At 68.8% G+C, this 18,156-nt stretch carries 18 protein-coding genes; 11 read left to right on the forward strand and 7 right to left on the reverse strand.

Going from position 1 to position 18,156, the window contains the following annotated elements:
• A partial coding sequence (locus NA4_RS32405; protein WP_157129435.1) for a M23 family metallopeptidase occupies positions 1 to 682 on the forward strand: 682 nt, incomplete at its 5' end.
• Between the two features lie 71 nt (positions 683 to 753).
• Here the strand turns inward: NA4_RS32405 and NA4_RS32410 are convergent.
• Both NA4_RS32410 and pcrA read right to left on the reverse strand, forming a co-directional pair.
• Positions 754 to 1,176 (reverse strand): hypothetical protein, encoded by a 423-nt coding sequence (locus tag NA4_RS32410; RefSeq protein ID WP_067478925.1) that lies wholly within the window; start codon positions 1,174 to 1,176, stop codon positions 754 to 756.
• 90 nt (positions 1,177 to 1,266) lie between these two features.
• Positions 1,267 to 3,858 (reverse strand): DNA helicase PcrA, encoded by a 2,592-nt coding sequence (pcrA, locus tag NA4_RS32415; RefSeq protein WP_067478928.1) that lies wholly within the window; start codon positions 3,856 to 3,858, stop codon positions 1,267 to 1,269.
• A 379-nt stretch (positions 3,859 to 4,237) separates the two neighbouring features.
• On the opposite strand from pcrA, the gene NA4_RS32420 reads away from it, so the two are divergent.
• Positions 4,238 to 4,531, forward strand: coding sequence for a chorismate mutase (locus NA4_RS32420; protein ID WP_067478964.1), 294 nt, complete (start codon positions 4,238 to 4,240; stop codon positions 4,529 to 4,531).
• 165 nt (positions 4,532 to 4,696) lie between these two features.
• Positions 4,697 to 4,891 carry a hypothetical protein gene (locus NA4_RS32425; protein ID WP_067478930.1) on the forward strand — a complete coding sequence of 65 codons (195 nt, stop codon included), beginning with the start codon at positions 4,697 to 4,699 and terminating at the stop codon, positions 4,889 to 4,891.
• Positions 4,892 to 4,936: 45 nt separating this feature from the next.
• Here the strand turns inward: NA4_RS32425 and NA4_RS32430 are convergent, their stop codons facing one another.
• Complete coding sequence (locus tag NA4_RS32430) at positions 4,937 to 6,391, reverse strand: NAD-dependent succinate-semialdehyde dehydrogenase (protein WP_067478934.1); 1,455 nt, start codon at positions 6,389 to 6,391, stop codon at positions 4,937 to 4,939.
• Between the two features lie 147 nt (positions 6,392 to 6,538).
• On the opposite strand from NA4_RS32430, the gene pgi reads away from it, so the two are divergent.
• Positions 6,539 to 8,176, forward strand: coding sequence for a glucose-6-phosphate isomerase (gene pgi / locus NA4_RS32435; RefSeq protein WP_067478966.1), 1,638 nt, complete (start codon positions 6,539 to 6,541; stop codon positions 8,174 to 8,176).
• Positions 8,177 to 8,238: 62 nt separating this feature from the next.
• On the opposite strand, the gene NA4_RS32440 is transcribed toward pgi, so the two are convergent.
• Entirely contained in the window at positions 8,239 to 9,153 is a 915-nt protein-coding gene (locus NA4_RS32440) for a LysR family transcriptional regulator (RefSeq protein ID WP_067478937.1), read from the reverse strand.
• Positions 9,154 to 9,224: 71 nt separating this feature from the next.
• On the opposite strand from NA4_RS32440, the gene NA4_RS32445 reads away from it, so the two are divergent.
• Positions 9,225 to 9,647: a nuclear transport factor 2 family protein gene (locus NA4_RS32445; protein ID WP_067478940.1), complete on the forward strand. Its 423-nt coding sequence runs from the start codon at positions 9,225 to 9,227 to the stop codon at positions 9,645 to 9,647.
• Between the two features lie 79 nt (positions 9,648 to 9,726).
• On the opposite strand, the gene NA4_RS32450 is transcribed toward NA4_RS32445, so the two are convergent.
• Positions 9,727 to 11,346, reverse strand: a complete 1,620-nt coding sequence (locus NA4_RS32450; protein ID WP_067478944.1) for an acyl-CoA dehydrogenase family protein — start codon at positions 11,344 to 11,346, stop codon at positions 9,727 to 9,729.
• Complete coding sequence (locus NA4_RS32455) at positions 11,333 to 11,983, reverse strand: TetR/AcrR family transcriptional regulator (RefSeq protein WP_067478947.1); 651 nt, start codon at positions 11,981 to 11,983, stop codon at positions 11,333 to 11,335. The genes NA4_RS32450 and NA4_RS32455 overlap by 14 nt, the downstream gene beginning before the upstream one ends.
• Before the next feature lie 53 nt (positions 11,984 to 12,036).
• Here NA4_RS32455 and NA4_RS32460 point away from each other — a divergent pair, with 53 nt between their 5' ends.
• The 3 genes from NA4_RS32460 to NA4_RS32470 all read left to right on the forward strand — a co-directional run bounded on the left by NA4_RS32460 (position 12,037) and on the right by NA4_RS32470 (position 14,991).
• Positions 12,037 to 12,810, forward strand: coding sequence for a crotonase/enoyl-CoA hydratase family protein (locus tag NA4_RS32460; protein WP_067478950.1), 774 nt, complete (start codon positions 12,037 to 12,039; stop codon positions 12,808 to 12,810).
• Between the two features lie 5 nt (positions 12,811 to 12,815).
• Positions 12,816 to 14,063: a hypothetical protein gene (locus NA4_RS32465; protein ID WP_067478953.1), complete on the forward strand. Its 1,248-nt coding sequence runs from the start codon at positions 12,816 to 12,818 to the stop codon at positions 14,061 to 14,063.
• 250 nt (positions 14,064 to 14,313) lie between these two features.
• Positions 14,314 to 14,991, forward strand: coding sequence for an MspA family porin (locus NA4_RS32470; RefSeq protein ID WP_067478956.1), 678 nt, complete (start codon positions 14,314 to 14,316; stop codon positions 14,989 to 14,991).
• A 141-nt stretch (positions 14,992 to 15,132) separates the two neighbouring features.
• Here NA4_RS32470 and NA4_RS32475 read toward each other — a convergent pair whose 3' ends face one another.
• Positions 15,133 to 15,819 (reverse strand): pyridoxamine 5'-phosphate oxidase family protein, encoded by a 687-nt coding sequence (locus NA4_RS32475; protein WP_067478958.1) that lies wholly within the window; start codon positions 15,817 to 15,819, stop codon positions 15,133 to 15,135.
• Between the two features lie 80 nt (positions 15,820 to 15,899).
• On the opposite strand from NA4_RS32475, the gene pdxR reads away from it, so the two are divergent.
• The 3 genes from pdxR to NA4_RS32490 all read left to right on the forward strand — a co-directional run.
• The gene (gene pdxR, locus NA4_RS32480) at positions 15,900 to 17,285 is read left to right on the forward strand and encodes a MocR-like pyridoxine biosynthesis transcription factor PdxR (RefSeq protein ID WP_067478960.1); all 1,386 of its coding nucleotides are present in this window, start codon (positions 15,900 to 15,902) and stop codon (positions 17,283 to 17,285) included.
• Positions 17,282 to 17,527, forward strand: a complete 246-nt coding sequence (locus NA4_RS32485) for a DUF2630 family protein (protein WP_067478962.1) — start codon at positions 17,282 to 17,284, stop codon at positions 17,525 to 17,527. The genes pdxR and NA4_RS32485 overlap by 4 nt, the downstream gene beginning before the upstream one ends.
• A gap of 8 nt (positions 17,528 to 17,535) precedes the next feature.
• On the forward strand, positions 17,536 to 18,156 hold a 621-nt coding region (locus tag NA4_RS32490; protein ID WP_169811160.1), incomplete at its 3' end, for an FAD-dependent oxidoreductase.

Here is an 18,156-nt window from a genome sequence, read left to right on the forward strand (position 1 = left end):
GGTCGCCGCCGTCGCCGCTGGTGCGGTCGTCGCCGCCGGACAGGCCGCGTTCGCCTCGTCCGAGCAGCCGTCGCAGACCGTCGACTACGAAGCCGCGGGGCAGATCCACGAGATCGCCGCTCAGTCGATGAACGTGGCCGACCCGAGCGCCTCGCCGGAATCGCCGCAGGTGCTCAACGTTTCGGCGCCCGCCCACCTGGACCAGTTCAACGACATCCTGCAGAAGGGCCAGAAGTACGCGGAGGATCTCGCCGCGCAGGAGTCCGCGAAACTTCGCCCGCTGTTCCACAAGTTCTTCGCCGCGGGCAACTTCACCTCCGGATTCGGCGCCCGCTGGGGTGTGCAGCACCTCGGCATCGACATCGCGGGCCCGATCGGCACCCCGATCTACGCGGTTGCCGACGGCACCGTGATCGAGGCGGGCCCCGCCGCAGGCTTCGGTATGTGGGTCCGCCTGCTCCACGACGACGGCACCGTCACCATCTACGGTCACATCGACACCGCCACGGTCTCGCAGGGCCAGCGCGTGCTCGCCGGCGACCAGATTGCCACGATGGGCAACCGCGGGTTCTCCACCGGACCGCACTGCCACTTCGAAGTCTGGTTGAACGGCGTCGACAAGGTAGACCCGGTTCCCTGGCTGGCCACCCGCGGCATCGGCCTCGGGCGGATGCGCGACTGAGCGACCCGCCTGGCGGACCCGCACACGGGTTTCTCGGTCAGTGCTGTCCGAATCGCGTGTGACACAGACCCTTACGGCGCGGCAGCGATCCCGAGGCCGAGCAACGCGATCACTTTGGCGACCTCCAAGCCGATGTACCAGTAGTGGGCGTGCGAACGCGGCAGGTTCTCGCCTGCCAGAACGCGGTCGGCGCGGCGGGTCAGTGGCGAGCGCACCACCAGGATCTGGATGGCGAGCAGCGCCACGGCGACGCCGAGCCAGGACCAGATGGCCGGGCCTGGCGCCACGATCAGTGCGGCGAGCACCAGCAGCGTGGCCAGCGCGGCCTCGACGGCGTTCAGCGCGCGAAACACCAAGCGACCGATGCCGAGACCGAGCGGCAGCGTCACGCCGGGGGCGCGGAACTTCAACGGCGCCTCCAGGAACGAGATGGCCAGCACCATGCCGAGCCACAGCATGGGCAGAAACCACAGGATGTGCTGCGCGACCGTCATGCCGCGGACCCTACCGGCGCGGCGTGACCAGGGGCAGGGTCGAAAGGCCCGGTCGCACGGACCGGCCCGCACTGGGCGCGGCCCGCACGCTCAGAGCTTGACCAGCGTTCGGCTGTACTGCGGGATCAGCCGGATCTTGCCAGCGGTGCCGAAATCGATCGTCACGGTGGCCAGCGGTCCGAAGCCCTCGGCGGCGATCACGCGGCCGAGACCGTATTTGTCGTCACTGACCCGATCGCCCACGGCGAGCACCAGATTCGTGTTGTTGCGTGTCGCGCCGCCGGGCGCGGGCCTGCGCGGCCCCCGGTCCCGCAAGCCCGGCCGTGGCTCCGACCAGCCGTCGCCTCGCGTCCAGTCTCGTTCCAGCCCGTCGTCGTCACCGCCGCGCCGCCGGATACCCCTTGTCGCGGGCGATCCGGCCGGCTCGAGGCGGCGCCAATCGATGAGATGTCCCGGAATCTCTTGCAGGAAGCGCGATTCCGGATTGGAAACCGGCTGGCCCCACCCGGAGCGGACCACCGCTCGCGTCAGATACAGGCGCCGTCTTGCTCTGGTGATGCCGACGTAGGCGAGCCTGCGCTCCTCGGCCAGCTCGGTCGGATCGCCGAGCGCCCGCATGTGCGGGAACTGTCCGTCCTCCCAACCGGTCACGAACACCACGGGGAACTCCAAGCCTTTGGCCGTATGCAACGTCATCATCGTGACGACGCCGGAGCCCTCGTCCGGAATCTGGTCGGTGTCGGCCACCAGCGACACCCGCTCCAGGAACGCGGCGAGCGAACCCGGGTCCGGCTCGCCTTCGCCCGCTTCGGGCACCAGGCCCTCCTGCCGGGCCGCCTCCGCGTTGTTGTGCGCCTCGGAACTGAATTCCCGTGCGACGCTGACCAATTCGTTGAGGTTGTCGAGTCGCGCGCCGTCTTGTGGATCGTCGGACGCCTCGAGTTCGGCGCGATACCCGGTGCGCTCGAGCACCGCCTCGACGACATTGCCCACATCGGGAAAGTCGGACTCCGCGCGTTCGCCTGCCGCACGGATCTCGTCGAGCAGGTCGAGGAAACCCGCGATGGCCCGCTGCGAGCGGGTGTTCAGCAGCGCCACCTTCCCGTCCGCGGCGTCGCGCAAGGCGGCGGCGAAACCGATCCCACGCTGTTCGGCGTGCACCGCCACACACGCCTCGGCTCGGTCGCCGATGCCGCGGCGGGGCGTGTTGAGGATGCGGCGCACGCTCACCGCGTCCTCCGGGTTCTCCAGCACGCGCAGGTAGGCGACGATGTCGCGCACCTCTTTGCGCTCGTAGAAGCGGACACCGCCGACCACCTTGTAAGGCAGCCCCATTCGGATGAAGATCTCTTCCAGCGCGCGCGAGTTGTTGTTGGTCCGGTAGAACACCGCGACGTCGCCGTAGTTGGCTTCGCCCTGGTCGACCAGCCGGTCGATCTCGCGCGCCACGAACGACGCCTCATCGTGCTCGTTGTCGGCGACGTAGCCGGTGATCAGATCGCCCTCGCCGGAATCGGTCCACAGCTTCTTCTCGCGCCGGTTCTCGTTGCGGGAGATCACCGCGTTGGCGGCGGAGAGGATGTGCTGCGTGGAGCGGTAGTTCTGCTCCAAGAGGATGGTTTCGGCATCGGGGAAATCGCGTTCGAACTCCTCGATATTGCGGATGGTCGCGCCACGGAAGGCGTAGATGGACTGGTCGGCGTCGCCCACCACGCACAGTTCGCTCGGCGGGACACGGTCGGGCGGCCGGTCTTCTCCGTCGTCCTCATGGTGGCCGACCAGCTCACGCACCAGGACGTACTGCGCGTGGTTGGTGTCCTGGTACTCGTCCACCAGGACGTGCCGGAAACGGCGGCGGTAGTACTCGGCGACCTGTGGGTGGTTCTGCAGCAGCCCCACGGTCTCACCGATCAGGTCGTCGAAGTCCAGCGCGTTCGCCGAACGCAGCCTGCGCTGGTATTCGGTGTAGACCCTGGCCACCAGGCCGGGCAACTCGGCATCGTCGGATTCGGCGTCCGCGGTGGCCCTGGCCGGATCGATGAGCTCGTTCTTCAGATTCGAGATCGCGGTTGCCAGCAGGCGCGCCGAGTACTTCTTGACGTCGATATCCAGATCGCGGCTGATCATGGTGAGCAGGCGCCGGGAATCGTCGGCGTCGTAGATCGAGAAATTCGAATTCAGGCCGGGCAGCAGCGCCGCCTGGGTACGCAGGATCCGGACGCAGCTGGAGTGGAATGTGGACACCCACATGGCGTTCGCCCGCGGGCCGACCAGCCCGCTCACCCGCTCCCGCATCTCCGCGGCAGCCTTGTTGGTGAAGGTGATCGCGAGCACCTGGCCGGGGGTCACGCCACGCGCGGCGAGCAGGTAGGCGATGCGCCGGGTGAGCACGGCCGTCTTGCCCGAACCCGCGCCCGCCACGATCAGCAGGGGCGAGCCGGTGTGCACGACCGCCGCGCACTGCTGCGGGTTCAATCCGTCGAGCAGCCGCTCGGCCTCCTCGGCACGGCGCTGCTCGCGCTCAACCCGTTGCTGTTCGCGCTCGGCGTCCGAGAGCGGCGGCTGCGGCACGGGGGCATGCTGCGGCCGCTCCGCGTCGTTCCTGCCGACCAGCGGTTTCGATGTCGGATCCGGGTGCACGACCCGACCCGTCTGCGTCTTGGGAGCCACCGTGATGTCCATCGCCCATCCACGCTACCGGCGGGCACCGACAGACCTGAAGCCCCTGGGGCTTCGGTTTCCGTTCGACACCGGCCCGCAAACGCGATGGCCCCCACTGCTGGGAAGCCGCGGCGAAACGACCTGGGCTTCTCGCGCGATTCACAAATGTAGTTGTTTTGCATACCTTCCAGCCCGTGGCAGACTGGCGGAATGCTCAGCGCTCCCCCGATACCGCCGCTTCGGTTACCTGCCGGATGCCGGGATCGCGGAGCCTATGCCTGAGCGCACCGTCTGGGGGGATAATGCAAGGCCCCACCAGGTCTGTTTCACGGTGAAAGAACCGATCGGTAACGAGCCGAGCGCACGGTCCGATCCACGTTCTGACACGAGGAGATGAATGATGAGCACCCCTGCCACGACGACCGGGTCCGATTCCGCGCTGCCGCAGACCGAGGCCGAGATCGACAAGCTCCGCAAGGAGATCGACCGTCTCGACGCCGAGATCCTCGCCGCGATCAAGCGCCGGACGGAGATCTCCCGGATCATCGGCCGGACGCGGATGGCGTCGGGCGGGCCGCGCCTGGTGCACAGTCGGGAAATGAAGGTGCTGGAGCGCTTCAGCGAACTCGGCCAGGAAGGCCACACCCTCGCCATGCTGCTGCTTCGTCTCGGCCGCGGTCGCCTCGGCCACTGACAACTACGCGGCGCGCTCGCAAGACCGTCGCACCATAAGGCCGCCCCGGGTGGGCACACCCCGGGGCGGTCGTTTCATGTCCGGATCCGGTGTGTCTGTCGGTGGTCTGGGATAGGCTTCGCCCGCATTGATCAGCCCGCGGGGCCTGGCGAAGGGGGAATCACGATGAATCTCGAACCACGAGTGACGGCCTTGGAAAGTCGCGTCACCGACATCGAGATCAACTACAGCGAGATCATGTACCAGACACATCGTGAGGTCATCCGAACTCAGATCACGCTGACCAGGCTGGCCGCGAAATCCGGCGTCGCGATCGCCTCGGACGCCGACGTCGACGCCGAACTCGAAAGCCGGCCGTAACTACGGGGTGGTCAGCCGATTCGGCTGACCACCCCAGCACAAGCCTCAGGTAAGGGCGATGTACTTGGTGGACAAATACTCCTCGATCCCCTCGGTGCCGCCCTCCCGGCCGAAGCCGGACGACTTGACGCCGCCGAAGGGGGCGGCGGGGTCGGAGATGACGCCGCGATTGACGCCCACCATGCCGGATTCGAGGCCTTCGGCGATCCGGAGCGCTCGATCGAGGTCGCGGGTGTAGACGTAGCTGACCAAACCGAATTCGGTGTCGTTGGCGGCGGCGAGTCCCTCCTCCTCGGTCTCGAAGCCGATGATCGGGGCCACCGGGCCGAACACTTCCTCACGGAGAATCCTGGCCTGCGGGGGGACGTCGGCGAGGATGGTGGCCGGGTAGAACCAGCCGGGGCCGCCGGGCGCTTTGCCGCCGATCAGTACCTGCGCGCCCGCCGCGACGGCATCGTCCACCAGTTCGCCGACCGTCTCGAGTTGATCCTCGTTGATCAGCGGACCGAGTGTTGTGTCGGGATCGGTGCCCGGCCCGAGCCGCACCTGGCCGGACATCGCCTCGACCAGTTTCGCGGTGAACTCCGCTCGGACGCCGTTCTGCACGTGGAAACGGTTGGCCGCGGTGCACGCCTCGCCGCCGTTGCGCAGCTTGGCCAGCATCGCGCCCTGCACGGCCGCGTCGACGTCGGCGTCGTCGAACACCACGAACGGCGCGTTCCCGCCGAGTTCCATGGAGGTGCGCAGCAACCGGTTCGCGGACTTCTCCACCAGCTTCCTGCCGACTTCGGTGGAGCCGGTGAAGGTCAGCTTGCGCAGCCGGGGATCGTCCAGCAGGGGCTGGGTCACGGCGCTGGAGCGGCTGGTGGTGAGCACCGACAGCACGCCGGCGGGCAGACCGGCCTCGCTGCACAACTGGGCCAGCAGCAGCATGGTCAGCGGCGTCGCGGAGGCGGGCTTGACGATCATCGTGCAGCCGGCCGCCAGCGCCGGGCCGATCTTGCGCGTGCCCATCGCCAGCGGAAAGTTCCACGGCGTGATGGCCAGGCAGGGACCGACCGGTTGCTTGTGCACCATGATCCGCCCGGTGCCGGACGGCGCGTGCAGATAACGCCCGTGCACCCGGACCGCCTCCTCGCTGAACCAGCGGAAGAATTCGGCGCCGTAGCGCACCTCGTTGCGGCTCTCCGGCAGCGCCTTGCCCATCTCCAGGGTCATCAGCAGCGCGAATTCCTCCGCACGGGCGGTGATCCGCTCGAACACCTTTCGCAGGATCTCGCCCCGCTCGCGCGCCGATGTGGCCGCCCATTCCTGCTGCACCGCGACGGCGGCGTCGAGGGCGCGCAGCGCGTCCTCCGGCGTCGCGTCCGCGACCTGCGTCAGCACCTCCCCGGTGGCCGGATTGTGCACCGGAAAAGTGCCTGCGCCGGTGGCGTCGACAGGTCCGCCGATCCACAGCCGAGTGGGTACGGAGTCGAGAAGTTCACGTTCGGACACCATGCAGCCAGCGTAAGCCCGCGCCGGGCCGGACCGAAGTGAACCAGCCGCATGGATCGGCACGCAGCGCGATCACCTCCGGTGGCGCTGGACAGACTCTCCGCGGACGTCCCGTGCGCACCGCCGTGCCTGCTTGTAGTCTCGGCGAACGTGAGCAGCGACATCACCGCGACCGCGGCATGGCGGAAACTGCACGATCACCACAGCGCCATCGCCGGACGACACCTCAGGGAGTTCTTCGCCGAGGACCCGGCCCGGGGCAGCGAGCTGACCGTCCAGGTGGGAGACCTGCACATCGACTACAGCAAGCACCGCGTGACCAGGGAAACCCTGCATCTGCTTGTGGAATTGGCGCGGGAAGCGGGCGTGCCGGAGCGCCGGGACGCGATGTATCGCGGCGAGCACATCAACACCTCCGAGGACCGCGCGGTCGGCCACATCGCGCTGCGGCTGCCGGAGGGCGAGAGCCGGATCATCGACGGCGCCGACGCGGGCGCCGAGGTGCACGAGGTGCTGCGCCGGATGGGCGAGTTCACCGACTCCCTGCGCTCCGGCGCCTGGCGCGGCGCGACCGGCGAGCGCATCAAGACCGTGGTGAACATCGGCATCGGCGGGTCGGATCTGGGTCCGGTGATGGTGCATCAGGCGCTGCGCCACTACGCCGACGCGGGCATCGGCGCGCGGTTCGTCTCCAACGTCGATCCGGCGGATCTGCTCGCGAAGCTCGACGGGCTGGATCCGGCCACCACACTGTTCATCGTCGCGTCCAAGACGTTCTCCACCCTGGAGACGCTGACCAACGCGACGGCGGCCCGGCGCTGGCTGGTTGCCGCGCTCGGCGAGGACGCCGTCGCCAAGCATTTCGTCGCGGTCTCGACCAACGCCGAGCGGGTGGCGCGTTTCGGCATCGACACCGCCAACATGTTCGGTTTCTGGGACTGGGTAGGCGGCCGCTACTCGGTGGACTCGGCGATCGGGCTCTCGGTGATGGCGACCGTCGGCAAGGAGCGCTTCGCGGAATTCCTCGCCGGAATGCACACTGTGGACCGGCATTTCGCCACAGCGCCACTGGAGGAGAACGCGCCCGTGCTGCTCGGCCTGCTCGGCGTCTGGTACTCGAACTTCTTCGGCGCGCAGTCGCATGCCGTGCTGCCGTATTCGAATGATCTGGCCCGATTCCCCGCCTACCTGCAACAGCTGACGATGGAGTCCAACGGCAAGTCGGTGCACGCCGACGGCACCCCGGTCACCACCTCCACGGGCGAGATCTTCTGGGGCGAACCGGGCACCAACGGCCAGCACGCCTTCTACCAGCTGCTGCATCAGGGCACGCGGCTCATCCCGGCCGACTTCATCGGTTTCGCGCGGCCCACCGCCGACCTGGCGACGATCGACGGCACCGGCAGCATGCACGACGTGCTGATGAGCAATCTGTTCGCGCAGACCAAGGTGCTCGCCTTCGGCAAGACCGCCGAGGAGATCGCCGCCGAGGGGACCGACCCGAGGCTGGTTCCGCACAAGGTGATGCCGGGCAATCGTCCGTCCACCGCCATTCTGGCCCCGCAACTCACCCCGTCGGTCGCCGGGCAGCTGATCGCCCTCTACGAGCACCAAGTCTTCGTGGAAGGCGCCATCTGGGGCATCGATAGCTTCGACCAGTGGGGCGTCGAACTCGGCAAGCAGCAGGCGCTCGCGCTGGCCCCGCTGCTCACCGCAGCGGAAGACCCCGAACCACAGGATGATTCCTCTACGGACGCGCTGATCCGCTGGTACCGCGCGAACCGCTGACTGCGCCACACTACCGCCGCTCCAACTGCCTGGCCGGTCCGCCGACCGGATCTCGCGCACGACTAGCGAAGACGTTGACGTACCTGGGCGGCCAGCACGGCCACGTGGTCGCGCAGCGCCTCGGCGAACGCCTGCCGGAGTGCGGAGGTGCCACGATCACGGCGGTGGGCGAGAAAAGTCCGGCGGACCGCGGACGGATGGTCGATGCGGAGGAGCGCGATGGTCGGTGGCACTACGGGAACGGCGATGCCGGGGATCACGGTGACACCGAGCCCCGCGGCGACGAGGCCGAGTTTGGCGAACCAGTCGCGGGCGACGAACGCGATATCCGGTTCCCATCCCGGCTCGCTCCATGCGCCGAGCAGCGTGGAGCCGGGCTCTTGGCTTCCGGCGATCCATCGTTCCTCGCGCAGCATCGCGGGAGTGGCGCTGGTGGCGCCCGCGAGGGGGTGTGTGGGCGCGAGCGTCACGAGCAGCGGATCGTCGAGTAGAGGTTCGATCTCCACTCCCGGAGGCGGAGCCTCTGGCGCGGTCACTACCGCCAGGTCGAGTCGTTCCCGGGCGACGTCGGTGAGCAATCGGGGACTGAGCCCCTCCCGCAGCGATATTCGCGCACGCTGGTCGCCGACCAGGGTGGCGATCGCCTGCGGCACGAGCCCGGCCATCGCGGTCGAGAACGCGCCGACCCGTAACCGGCCCGGCGGGCGGGCCTGCAGGTGGCGGATATTGTGCCGGGCGTTCTCCAGCTCGCCCAGCACTATCTCGGCGTGCCGCACCACGATGCGCCCCGCGTCGGTGGGTTGGACGCCGCGGGCGTGCCGCTCGAACAGCGCGCGCCCGGCCGCCCGCTCCATCAGTGCGATCTGCCTCGACACCGCGGACTGCGTGTAACCGAGGTTCTCCGCGGCCGTGGAGAACGACCCGCAGATGGCCGCCTCCCGTACTACGCGCAGGCCGACGACAGTGAACTCACTCATACGGATTACTCATACCAAGCATGTCGGACTCTCGCTTGTCGCATGAATATATGGCCCATAGCGTCGGCGGCATGAGTGAGCGAACAATCGACACGACCCCGATCGAGAACAAGAAGCTGCTCGAGGACATCTTCCAGCAGATGGCCCTCGGCAATACTCGCGCGCTGAGCGACGCCATGGCCGACGACTTCCGCTGGGTGTTTCCCGGCGAGTGGTCCTGGAGCGGCACGTGGGAACCGAAAAGCGCGGTGTTGCACCAACTCCTGCGTCCGCTGATGGCCCAGTTCAGCGAGTACCGCAGTGCCGCTGACGTGATCGTCGCCGAGGGTGACCGCGTCGTGGTGCAGGCCCGCGCGCACGCCGTGACCACCCGCGGCGAAACCTACGACCAGATCTACTGCTTCATCTTCCGTGTCGCCGAAGGAAAGCTGCGCGAAGTGGTCGAGCACTGTGACACGGCGTTGGTCGAACGCGTGCTGATGCCACTCGCATGAGTTGTGCAGCGCTGCTCGAGTCTCCGGACCAGCAAGGTCCACCGATCAGCAGCAGGTCCCGCAGCGGGGAAGCGGCGCGTCAGACGAACGCGCGCTCGACGATGGCGCCGGTGTCCACTCCGGTGGGCAGCGTGCCGAACGCGATGCCCCAGTCGTCACCCAGCCGGGTGGCGCAGAAGGCGTCGGCGACCGCGGGGTGGCCGTGCCGGACCAGTTGCGCCCCTTGCAGCACCAGTGCCATCAGCTCCACCACGCGGCGCGCGCGGTATTCGATCTCGTTGAGATCCGAGAGCTCCTTGCCGACGCGGGCGATCGCGTCGTCCAGCCGGGGGTTCTCGCCCTTTGCCAGCGACACTTCGTTGAAGTAAGCCTCTACGGTCTCCGGCTGACGGCCCATGGCCCGCAGCGCATCCAGCGCGGCGACGTTGCCCGAGCCTTCCCAGATGGACATCAGCGGCGCCTCGCGATACAGCCGCGGCATGCCGGATTCCTCGGCATATCCATTGCCGCCCAGGCATTCCAGCGCCTCGGCTGCGTGCGAGGGCGCCCGCTTGCAGACCCAGTACTTGGTGACCGCCAACGCGATGCGCCGCAGCGCCGCCTCGGCCGGGTCCTGCGTGGCCCGGTCGGTGGCCCCGGCCAATCGCATCATCACCGTTGTCGCGGCGTCGGACTCGATCACCAGGTCGGCCAGCACGTTGCGCATGGCGGGCTGGTCGATCAGCTTGGCGCCGAAGGCTTCCCGGTGCCGCGCGTGATGCACCGCGTAGACCGTGCCCGCGCGCATGCCGGTGGCCGAGCCGATGACGCAGTCGAGCCTGGTCATGTTCACCATCTCGATGATGGTCTTGACGCCGGCACCCTCCTGGCCGACCAGCCAGCCGGTGGCGTTCTCGTACTCGATCTCGGAGGAGGCGTTGGACTTGTTGCCCAGCTTGTCCTTGAGCCGCTGGATGCGGATGGGGTTGCGGGTGCCGTCCGGCAGCACCCGGGGCAGCAGGAAGCAGGACAGGCCTGCGGGCGCCTGCGCCAGCGTGAGGAACATGTCGGACATGGGCGCGGAGGTGAACCACTTGTGCCCGACGATCCGGTACGAGCCGTCCGGCTGCGGTGTCGCGGTGGTGGTGTTGGCGCGGACGTCGGAGCCGCCCTGCTTCTCGGTCATCGACATGCCCGCGATGAGTCCGGCCTTGGCGGACGGCTCACGCAGGCCGAACTCGTAGACGCGGGAGCCGAGCAGCGGTTCGTATTTCGCCGCCAGCTCCCGGTTGTGCCGCAGTGCGGGCACCACCGCGTAGGTCATCGAGATCGGGCACATGTGGCCCGCGTCGGCCATACCCCAGGTGTAGAACTTCGCCGCCCGCGCCACGTGTGCGCCCGGCCGGTCGTCCAGCCAGGGCGCGCCGTGCAGGCCGTGCGCGACGGCGACGCGCATCAGGTCGTGCCAGTGCGGATGGAACTCGACCTCGTCGATGCGGTTGCCGTACCGGTCGTGGGTGCGCAGCACCGGCGGGTACTCGTTGGCCAGTCTGCCCCACTCCTGCGCCTCGGCCCCGCCTGCGAGCGCGCCCAGTTCGCGCACCTCGGGTTCGGCCCAGCCCGCGCCTTCCCGGTGCAAGCCCTCGATCAGCGCCGGGTTGCGCGCGACGTCGAACGGCACGATGTCGGGCACCTGGTTGAAGACTTCATGCGTCTGCATCTGACACTCCTGATTCCAGCCGAGCGCCTACGGCGCCCGGGTTATCGCGCACGCCCAGCGCGCGTATCGCGAAAGCGATGAGTTCGGGGACGACGAATTCCCCGTGCGGCGCGTCGGCGAGCGGGCCGACGAGCACCTCGCCGATCGCGCCGACCAAGGCCGCCGCGCTGATTCTCGGGTCCTGCGGCGGGAGTTCTCCCCGCGAAACACCCTCGGCCACCGCTGATTCGAATGTCTCGGCGAAGGCGCGCCGGAAGTGCAGGCGTTCGCTGTCGACGTTGGCGTCGACCGGCTCGGCGAGCAGCACGTAGGCCAGGTTCGGGTTCTTCAGCGCACGACCGGCGAAGGTCTCCACCGCCGCGGTCACCCGTTCGAGCGCGGTTCCGTGCGCACCGGCGGCGGCCACCGCGGCGACCTCGCGGGCGACCACCGTGCGGAAGACCGCGCGCACCAGGGCGGCCTTGCCGTCGAAGTTCTTGTAGACGGTGCCGGTGGCCACGCCTGCCTCGGCCGCGACCGCGGCCATGGACAGCGCGGCATATCCGCCGCGAGACAGCACCTTGGTCGCGGCTTGCACGATCAGCCCCGCCTGCGCGTCCAGGCGGGCCTGCACGGCGGGGGTTCTGCGGTAGGCCACACAAGAAGTGAAGCACGAATTCATTTCTTCACACAAGGGCGCTTTTACGGCGTATGGTCGACCTCGTGACGGTACTGATCGAACGCAATGGACCGGTGACAACCGTGATCCTGCACCGCCCCGAGGCACGCAACGCGGTCGACGGGCCGACCGCCGCTGCGCTGGCCGACGCGTTCCGCGAGTTCGACGCCGACCCCGACGCGTCGGTCGCCGTGCTGTGGGGCGACGGCGGCACGTTCTGTGCGGGCGCCGATCTGAAGGCACTCGGCACCGAGCGCTCCAACCAGGCCACCGAGGACGGCGACGGCCCGATGGGGCCGACGCGCATGCGACTGTCCAAGCCGGTGATCGCCGCCGTTTCCGGCTATGCGGTGGCAGGCGGGCTGGAACTGGCGCTGTGGTGCGACCTGCGGGTCGCCGAGCAGGACAGCACGTTCGGCGTGTTCTGCCGCCGCTGGGGCGTCCCGCTCATCGACGGCGGCACCATCCGGCTGCCGCGCATCGTCGGCACCGGCCGGGCCACGGACCTGATACTCACCGGGCGAGCGGTCGGTGCCGAGGAGGCGCTGCAGATAGGTCTGGTGAACCGGGTGGTGCCCACCGGCGAAGCACGCCGGGCAGCGGAGGAGCTCGCCGAGGAACTGGCCGCGCTGCCGCAGACGTGTCTGCGCTCGGACCGGATGTCGCTGCTCGAGCAGGACGGGATGAGCGAAGAGTCCGCGCTGCGCAACGAGTTCCGGCACGGCCTGACGGCACTGGCAGGCGGCGCCCTGGAGGGCGCGCAGCGCTTCGCGGCGGGCGCGGGCAGGCACGGCGGTCGCGCCTGACTCCGATGACCCGGCTGAGTGTCGTCGACGAGATCTTTCTGCGCACCCACCGCGGGCTGGGCACGCCGATCGCGCTGCAAGGCCTGTGGCGGACAGCCGACCGGGTGGACCACTCACTGCTGGCGCGAGTGCACAACGCGCTGCGTGCGGGTCCCTTGGGACGCAGGGTGACTCGGCCGCGTGTGCCAGGTGCTCGCCGATCCTGGCAACCGAATGTCCGCGCGTATCCGATCGCTCGCGCCGCAGGCATCCTTCCCGTCGCGGAACTGCTCGACTGGGCCGACGCGCAGGGCTACGGTCTCGATCCGGAATGCGGTCCCGGATGGCGACTTGCGACCGCCGCGCTGGACGACGGTGGTTCCGTCGTCTCGCTCACGTGCTCCCACGCGTTGGCCGACGGACGCGCGCTGGCGCTGGCCGTGGACGACGCGCTGGGCGGCGAGCACGCACCGAGGTTGAATGCCGCTGCGCGGGAATCGGATTGGCACGACGCCTGGCACCAATGGTCGACTGTCCTGCGCGGCACTGCCGCGGCGTTGCGGCACGGCATGCCGCGACAGCCATCCGCCCCGCTCCGGGATGAGAGGCCGCGCACCGCCTCCGGAACGATGACCCACAGCGCGATCCTGCAATGTCCCGCTTCGGAATGGGATCGCGCCGCCACACGACAGGGCGGCACAGCCAACAGCCTGTTCATCCACCTCGTCGCGACCATGCTGTGGAACAGCGGGTTTCCCGCCGAGACGATCGAAGCCAGTCTTCCGGTCGACACCCGCGCCGAGCCACGCGTGGACAACGACCTCGCCATGACCCAGATCGCGATCGGTCGAGCCGACACCTCCGCGACCATCCGCGCACTGGCCCGTTCGGCATACGAACACCGCATGTCCGCGCCGGGCGGCATGCCCGAAGAACTGCTCCAGGTCATCCCGGACCGCTGGGCCTACACCCTGTCCAAGGGTGCAGGCGAGCGAGACATCCTGTGCTCCAACATCGGAACGCTGCCCACCTCCCTGCGCGCGCTCGGTCCGCATCGCTGCACGGGCGTTGCCGCACGCGCCATCCACCCTGGCTTGACCGCCGCGCGACTACCGCGAACGCGGCTCTCCGGCTACCTGTGCCGCGTCGGCGACGACTACGTGCTGAGTCTGGTGAGCCTGGACCCGGATCGCATCGAATCCGCGGCGGCGCTACGCGAGCTGGCCGTGCGCACGGCCGCGGCCTCGGCCGGGCTGCGGGCGCGCGCGTGGTGAGACTCGCCTCCGGAACACTCGCCGGGTCAGCACACGACTTGCTATGGTGCACACTCCTGCCCGCGATGCCGCCACGCACCGAACGCCGGTTGCGTCGATCGACTCGCCGCGCCGGGCCCAATTCCGGCCCCTGAGCTGCGCCTCCAGGTAAGGTTTCGGCCGCACACGCCGAGCAGAAGTCTGCGGCGATCTTGGTGTGCGACTGCTGTTTGCCTCCGAAGTTCGATTCCGACAGCTACTCGACTGGAGCATGATGAACCGCAAGCATTCGCGTACTCTGGCCGCGATCACCGCGGTGATGCTGACCGCCATCGGTGCTGTTACCGCGGCCGACGCGGAACCCGGGGAGGTCAGGTCCGGCGGGCTACATGTCGTCGCGTCGGTGGATAGCAATCAGGTCCTGCCCACCGGCGTCGGTCTGGCAATGGGAGTTCCGTTCGCGCACGCGGTCAAGGTTTCCGGAAATTTCTCGGCCGTCTTCGACGGCACTTCGGCGCTGCGTAGCGGGGGGATCGTCGCCGGATATCTGGTCGGCTGCGCGGTGGACATTTCCGATGGCATCTCGGTGTCCATCGCCGCGGCAGGCGGAGGCGAAGTCGCCATCTCGCCCGCAGCCGCTCTCACCATCGACAATCAGGGCGTGATCGCACTTACCGTTGCCAACGAGCTCACCTTCGCGGGCAACGGGGAACTCGGTGGTGAGCTCACAGTGAATCTGTTGCCAGGGGGTGTGACCGCGACTGTGGTCGCCGAGGCAGAGCTCGACGAGGACTCGGAGTCTCCCTTCACATTCGCGCACAGCAATACCGCGCTGAATGTCAACGGATGCCTCTCTCCGGTATCGGCGATGCCATTCATCACCGTCCGCGCGGACGCCAGGAACGGCGTCGCGCAAACGACGGGGTATGGCGACCCATTCGTGTTCTGAATCATCCCTTACTCGGTATTCGCCTGTGGCCATGAGGTTTCCCATCCGACCTCATGGCCACAAGCGAATACGAAGAGTCGAACGGCGTCGCCAGCGGTATCAGGGCGGTGCGCATTTCGCGGATTCGGGGCGGCAGGCCGGTCAGTGGATCAGGACCGAGCTCGATTCGCGCCGCCGGAGGACATCGTCGGGGACGGCGATGCCCGGGGACAGATCCTCCGACTCGATCGGCGCATCCCACACCTGGCGTAGCGGAAGCACACCGGCCCACACACCGCCCGCCTCGATATCCGCCGCGTCATCGATCGGGCCGCCCGCGCGGACCTTCACCGACGCTTCGGTGAGGTCGAGGGCCAGCACTTTCGTCGCGGCGAGTTCCTTCTTGTTCGGCGGGCGCACGCGCGACCACGCGCCGGGCGCGGCGTGTTCGACGATGACGCGCAGTCCGTGCAGGCATTCGTCGTGGCCGGTCACCTCGACGGCGCGACCGAGTACGACGGCGGAGCGGTAGTTCATCGAGAAGTGCATGGCCGACCGCGCGTAGACCACGCCGTCGACCAAGGTCACCGCCACCGAGATGTCGTGGGCTATCGCCGCGCGCAGGCTCGCGGCGCCGGTCGAGCCGTGCACGTAGAGCGTGTCGCCATCGCGTCCGTAGATGGTCGGCAGCACGACCGGCGTGCCGCCGAGCAGCACACCCAAGTGGCAGACCAGCCCGGCGTCGAGCACGGCATCCAGATCGGCGCGATCGCTTCGTGCGCGGTCCTTCAGCCGGGTCGGGGTGCTGCGTGGTGTCGGAGAGAGCGGAGTCCGTGCTGATTCGGTCATATACCCACGATCGGGCCAGGAATGGCATTATCAAAGTGCCAATTCAGCAGAATGTCGGCAGTCCATTTCGAGGAGGAACCGTGCTGGACGACCTTCCACTCGAGCTGGATCGCGATCTGCCGGAACCGCTGTCGGTGCAGATCGCCGACCAGCTACGGCATGCAGCGACCAACGGACCATTACGTGGCGGCGACCGGCTGCCGTCCACCCGCGCGCTGGCCGATCGGCTCCGCGTCAGCCGCACTGTGGTGGCCGCCGCCTACGATCAACTGCACGCGGAAGGCTGGATCAGCGGCAAGCGTGGTTCCGGCACGTATCTGACCACCGCTCCGGCTGCGGCGCCCGCACCCGCTGCCGCGTCCCACCGCACGGACGTCGCATCGGACCTGATCGACCTCGCCCCCGGCGCTCCGTGTATCGAGGCCATCGATCCGGCCGCGTGGCGCCGCGCCTGGCGGGCCGCCGCCGACCACCCACCGCTGGTACGCAAAGACCGCGCGGGTGAACCGGAATTCCGCACGGCGGTCACCGAGCACCTGCTGCGTCACCGTGGGCTCGACGCGGGCAGCTGCACCACACTGCTGGCGACCGCCGGAACCAGTTCAGCCGTCGGCGAATTGGCGGCGGCCCTGCTGCGCCCCGGCGATGCCGTCGCCATGGAAGACCCGGGTTATCAGCGGGCCGCGGGCGCGTTCGCGGCGGCAGGGGTCGATGTGCTGCCCGTTCCGGTGGACGCGCAGGGCCTGTGCGTCGATCTGTTGCCACCGGGGATCAAGGCGGTGTATTGCACTCCGGCACACCAGTTTCCGCTCGGCGCGCGAATGCCCGCGGCCCGCAGGGTCGAGCTGATCGAGCACGCACGACGGACCGGAATCGTCGTCATCGAGGACGACTACGACGGTGAACTGCGGTACGACACCGCTCCGCTGCCCTTGCTCGCCACCATGGCTCCCGATGTGGTCGTGCACTTGGGCACGACGAGCAAGATCCTGTCCCCCGGCTTCGGCGTCGGCTGGCTGCTGGCCGCACCGGAGATCGCCGAGGCCGTGCTCGACCACCGGGAGCACACCGGCACCAGCCCGAGCCCGGCGGGTCAGCAGGTGCTGGCGGCCTTGGCCGCGCACGGCGATCTGGCCAGGCACCTGCGCAGGTTGCGCCGCGCCGTGCCGCCGCGGCGCGCGCTGGTGGTGACCGAGCTGCGCAGGCGCGGGCTCGATGTGATCGGCGACGACGCCGGTTCGCATGTCGTCGTTCCGGTGGACTCGGCCGACGCCGAAGAGCGCGTTATCGCGACCGGGCAGCGTCACGGCGTCGCGCTCGACGGGCTGGCCAGGCATCATCTCGGCTCCCGCCGCGATCACTTCGGCGTCGCCCTCGGCTACACCGCGCTGTCCTGGCCGGATCTGGTGACCGCCGTCCCGATCGCCGCCGAGTGCCTGGCCCGGCCCGTAGCATTGTCCGCATGAGCGAACAGGACATCTTGGCGCGCATCAAGAAGCTGGTCGATCAGGAGCATGAGCTGCGCTCGCAGGCCACCCGGGGCGAGCTGGACCCGAAGACCGAACGCCAGCGTTTGGCCGAACTCGAAGTGATGCTGGATCAGGCGTGGGACCTGCTGCGGCACCGCAGGGCGCGGATCGGCCTCGGCGAGTCCGCGGATGCCGTCCAGCCCAATTCCGTCTCGCAGGTCGAGGGTTACCTGCAGTAGCCATGGCCATGTCCAGCACAGCGACGGAATACGACGTCATTGTGATCGGTGGCGGTCCGGCGGGCGAGAACGCCGCCGCCTATGCCATCGCGGGCAGTGACCGCACGGCCGCCATCGTGGAACGCGAACTCGTCGGCGGCGAATGTTCCTATTGGGCCTGCGTCCCGAGCAAGGCCCTGCTGCGGCCGGGCCATGTGCTGGCGGCCGCGCGGGCGATGCCCGGTGTCGCGGCGAACGGCCCGGACGTCGAGGCGATCCTGCGACGACGTGACGCGTTCGTGCACGACCACGACGACTCCGCGCAGGTCGATTGGGCGAAGGACAATCGGATCGACGTCGTGCGCGGCACCGGGAGCCTGGCCGGGGAGCGCTTGGTCGACGTCGACGGACGGCGGCTGCGTGCCAGGCACGCCGTGGTGCTGGCTACCGGCACCATCGCCAATGTCCCCGACGTGCCCGGCCTGCGCGCCGCGCTGCCCTGGACCTCCCGCGACGTCACCAATCTGCACGAAGTCCCGCACCGGGTCGCCGTCATCGGCGGTGGCGTGGTGGCCTGCGAGGCGGCCACCTGGCTGGCCGCGCTCGGCGCCGAGGTCACCGTGCTGGTGCGCGGCTCGGCGTTGCTGGCC

The sequence above is a fragment of the Nocardia amamiensis NBRC 102102 genome (genome assembly GCF_001612745.1).
GTDB lineage: Bacteria > Actinomycetota > Actinomycetes > Mycobacteriales > Mycobacteriaceae > Nocardia > Nocardia amamiensis.

Coding starts and splice junctions, on each gene's coding strand:
- NA4_RS32410 (WP_067478925.1), bottom strand. CDS start 1,176: ATGACGGTCGCGCAGCACATCCTGTGGTTTCTGCCCATGCTGTGGCTC.
- NA4_RS32475 (WP_067478958.1), bottom strand. CDS start 15,819: ATGACCGAATCAGCACGGACTCCGCTCTCTCCGACACCACGCAGCACC.
- NA4_RS32485 (WP_067478962.1), top strand. CDS start 17,282: ATGAGCGAACAGGACATCTTGGCGCGCATCAAGAAGCTGGTCGATCAG.
- NA4_RS32445 (WP_067478940.1), top strand. CDS start 9,225: ATGAGTGAGCGAACAATCGACACGACCCCGATCGAGAACAAGAAGCTG.
- NA4_RS32450 (WP_067478944.1), bottom strand. CDS start 11,346: ATGCAGACGCATGAAGTCTTCAACCAGGTGCCCGACATCGTGCCGTTC.
- pcrA (WP_067478928.1), bottom strand. CDS start 3,858: ATGGACATCACGGTGGCTCCCAAGACGCAGACGGGTCGGGTCGTGCAC.
- NA4_RS32420 (WP_067478964.1), top strand. CDS start 4,238: ATGAGCACCCCTGCCACGACGACCGGGTCCGATTCCGCGCTGCCGCAG.
- NA4_RS32470 (WP_067478956.1), top strand. CDS start 14,314: ATGATGAACCGCAAGCATTCGCGTACTCTGGCCGCGATCACCGCGGTG.
- NA4_RS32440 (WP_067478937.1), bottom strand. CDS start 9,153: ATGAGTGAGTTCACTGTCGTCGGCCTGCGCGTAGTACGGGAGGCGGCC.
- NA4_RS32425 (WP_067478930.1), top strand. CDS start 4,697: ATGAATCTCGAACCACGAGTGACGGCCTTGGAAAGTCGCGTCACCGAC.
- NA4_RS32465 (WP_067478953.1), top strand. CDS start 12,816: ATGACCCGGCTGAGTGTCGTCGACGAGATCTTTCTGCGCACCCACCGC.
- NA4_RS32460 (WP_067478950.1), top strand. CDS start 12,037: ATGGTCGACCTCGTGACGGTACTGATCGAACGCAATGGACCGGTGACA.
- NA4_RS32430 (WP_067478934.1), bottom strand. CDS start 6,391: ATGGTGTCCGAACGTGAACTTCTCGACTCCGTACCCACTCGGCTGTGG.